The sequence below is a fragment of the Mesorhizobium sp. M5C.F.Ca.IN.020.29.1.1 genome (assembly GCF_003997375.1).
Classification (GTDB): Bacteria; Pseudomonadota; Alphaproteobacteria; order Rhizobiales; family Rhizobiaceae; genus Mesorhizobium; species Mesorhizobium wenxiniae.
In genome coordinates, this window is the sequence record NZ_RZSW01000688.1 from 1 (window position 1) to 2,668 (window position 2,668).

The following is a 2,668-nucleotide window of genomic DNA, read 5'->3' on the forward strand; positions in this document are numbered from 1 at the left end:
GTCTTGGGGACATCCGGGGGGACATCCGGTCGAAGCGACGTGCGAAGTTCCTTCGCCGCAGCCACCAGCTTGGCGCGGTTGCTTCCATATCTCTTGATCAACTGATGGACTTGCGCGGGGGTGATGCCGTTCTGCCGGGCAAAATACCTTACTACGTAATCCTCGCTGCCGGAGATCCGATCCCGGTGGCGGGGATAGAGCTTCGCCGCGTCGGCTGTCATGCTTACTCTCCTTTGGTCACGTTTGCGCGCAATGTATGATTGGCCAACGCAAAACGGACGAATTCGTTGCCGGATGCGACACCAGCGCGCTTCGCTTTTTCACCGCAGGCCCGAACGCCCGGCCAAAGCAACCCGACCGGCGCGCCTTTAAGGCATATGCAGATTTTTCGAGACTCAGCCCTCTGGCACGCGCATGATATGGGCAGGGAGGAAAAGCCATGCGCGAATTGCCAAAGAGCATTGACGCAGACGTTGTAATCGAAATCAGCAGGTTGCTCGACGACCGTGCGAAGTCGGCACCAGTGCCAGTCCACAAGCTTGCCTCGATGATCTCGAATAGTGTCGAGACCGATCTGCCGACAGCTTCCATCGAAGAGTTGATCGTGGAAATGGCCATGACCCGCCAACTTCCGATGCTGTTCGATCTACCGGGGGCGGATGCAGACAACGTCATATCGATCGCCTTGGCGCGCGCCAGATGATCCGGCTGAGGGACCTTTCCGTCGAGTGTGATTTCAAGACGCGGATCGTTCTTATCCTGCTCCAATTCGCGCCACTGGCTCCGGCCGGCGGCTTTTTGCTGCGTCGCCAAGGATAATCGTCATGGGCAATAATCGTCACGGACGATCCGCTGTTTGGGAACATGTGGTGTCCAGTTGCATTTCCTCTAGACAACAAAGGAGGAATTCATGAACTGGGATCAAATCAAGGGAAAATGGATGCAGTTCAAAGGCCAGGCCAAGGAGCAATGGGGTGACCTTACCGACGATGACCTTGATCGCATCGAGGGCAATCGTGACCAACTCGCAGGACGCATTCAGGAGCGGTATGGAATCGCCAAGGAAGAGGCGGAGCGCCAGATAGACGACTGGTCCAGAAATCTCACCTGAGCGTCCAGCATCGAGGCTGCACCGTCGATCGGCGCAGCTTCGACAGTCCTAGAGCGGGTTGGGTTCGAATTGGACTGGGCATTTCGCTCTATCTATTTGTTTAGCCGCATCTCTGCGACGCCATTGATTCCACTTGGCTGCAAATGCTCCAAGCCTGCCGCTCCGAAATGAGCGGCGGGCGACTAAATGCGACTGTGGCGGGTTGCTGTGCCAGCGGTCGCTCCAGGATCTTCGGAACGAGAGCTAGCGCGCCGATTGCCTCTTGGCCTGTGCGGCGACGGCCGTGAGGAAAGCCGTTGCGGCAGTGTCGCATGCCGCTCGGGACGGGCTATAGGCGAAAAGGATCAGTTCGGCAGCCCTTATCGTAAGGCCATGCTTTTTAGCGAAAGCAGCTATTTCGTAAGGCTTGTCGTGGTCTATGGCCGGACCGTAGTCTTCGTTCATTGCTTCCTCCCGTTTGCGACGTTCCTCGCCTTGGCCCCTCCTTGGCGCAAAGATTAACTTACCGGGCGTTGAGAGAGTCTACCAATTGGAGATTGCAAAAGGCCTACGGTGGAGACCGCCTGATACGGCGCGTCAGGCGAAAGACTCCATTTTGTCCGCTGCACATCGAAAAAGATATATGATTGCGCTGATATCGCAGGTGGTCGACGCAAGCCAATGCCGATCTTTTCAGTCAAGCACACGACCGTCTATCGCTACACGCAACCGGTGACGTTTGGCGAGCATCGGCTGATGTTCAGGCCGCGCGATAGTTTCGATCAGCGACTTCTGGATCATGCCCTGTTGGTGGACCCCGAGCCGAAAGAGGTTGGCTGGATCCATGACGTTTTTGGAAACTGCGTTGCGGTAATAGACTTCCAGGGTTCCGGCGACGAACTGCGTTTCGTGACAGACATTCGGCTCGATCACACGCCGCAGCATGCGCCTGATTTCCGTATCGATGAAGCAGCACTCAGCTATCCATTTTCCTATGATCCCGACGAGGCAACCGACCTCACCCAAACCATCGAGCGCCATCATCTCGATGACGGCGACGAGATCGGCAAATGGGCACGACAGTTCGTGAGCGCCAGAGGCCACACCGAGACGGGCAAATTGCTGATGACACTTTGCTACGCCATCCAGGAGAGCTTTGTGTATTCCCGTCGAACTGAATCAGGGACGCAACCGCCGCTCATGACCTTGCACCTGCGTCGAGGCACATGCCGAGACTTTGCGCTGTTCATGATGGAAGCGGTCCGTTCGCTCGGTTTTGCTGCCCGTTTTGTGACTGGTTATGTCTATGTGCCGAACCGCGACAGCGCTACTGTCCTCGGCGGCGGTTCGACGCATGACTGGTGCCAGGTCTATCTGCCTGGCGCGGGTTGGGTCGAGTTCGACCCCACCAATGGCATTGTCGGCAACCGGGACCTTATCAGGGTGGCTGTGGCCAGGCATCCTGGGCAAGCCATCCCTCTTTCCGGAAGCTACTGCGGCAGCGCGTCGAACTTTCTCGGCATGACGGTGGAGGTCAAGGTGGTGAAGGAAGCTGGCATCAAATAACCAGCATCAATA

At 56.9% G+C, this 2,668-nt stretch carries 5 protein-coding genes; 3 read left to right on the forward strand and 2 right to left on the reverse strand.

The window, feature by feature from the left end; all coding sequences use genetic code 11:
- The coding region (locus EOA85_RS32105) for a DUF3606 domain-containing protein (protein ID WP_127212409.1) at positions 1-221 on the reverse strand (221 nt) is incomplete at its 3' end.
- A gap of 218 nt (positions 222-439) precedes the next feature.
- Between EOA85_RS32105 and EOA85_RS32110 the strand changes: the two genes are divergently transcribed.
- Positions 440-703 carry a hypothetical protein gene (locus EOA85_RS32110; RefSeq protein WP_127212410.1) on the forward strand — a complete coding sequence of 88 codons (264 nt, stop codon included), beginning with the start codon at positions 440-442 and terminating at the stop codon, positions 701-703.
- Positions 704-910: 207 nt separating this feature from the next.
- Entirely contained in the window at positions 911-1,111 is a 201-nt protein-coding gene (locus EOA85_RS32115) for a CsbD family protein (RefSeq protein ID WP_029348486.1), read from the forward strand.
- Between the two features lie 243 nt (positions 1,112-1,354).
- Here EOA85_RS32115 and EOA85_RS32120 read toward each other — a convergent pair whose 3' ends face one another.
- Entirely contained in the window at positions 1,355-1,555 is a 201-nt protein-coding gene (locus EOA85_RS32120) for a hypothetical protein (protein ID WP_095519090.1), read from the reverse strand.
- A 216-nt stretch (positions 1,556-1,771) separates the two neighbouring features.
- Here EOA85_RS32120 and EOA85_RS32125 point away from each other — a divergent pair, with 216 nt between their 5' ends.
- Positions 1,772-2,656, forward strand: coding sequence for a transglutaminase family protein (locus EOA85_RS32125; RefSeq protein ID WP_127212411.1), 885 nt, complete (start codon positions 1,772-1,774; stop codon positions 2,654-2,656).
- Positions 2,657-2,668: the final 12 nt, after the last annotated feature.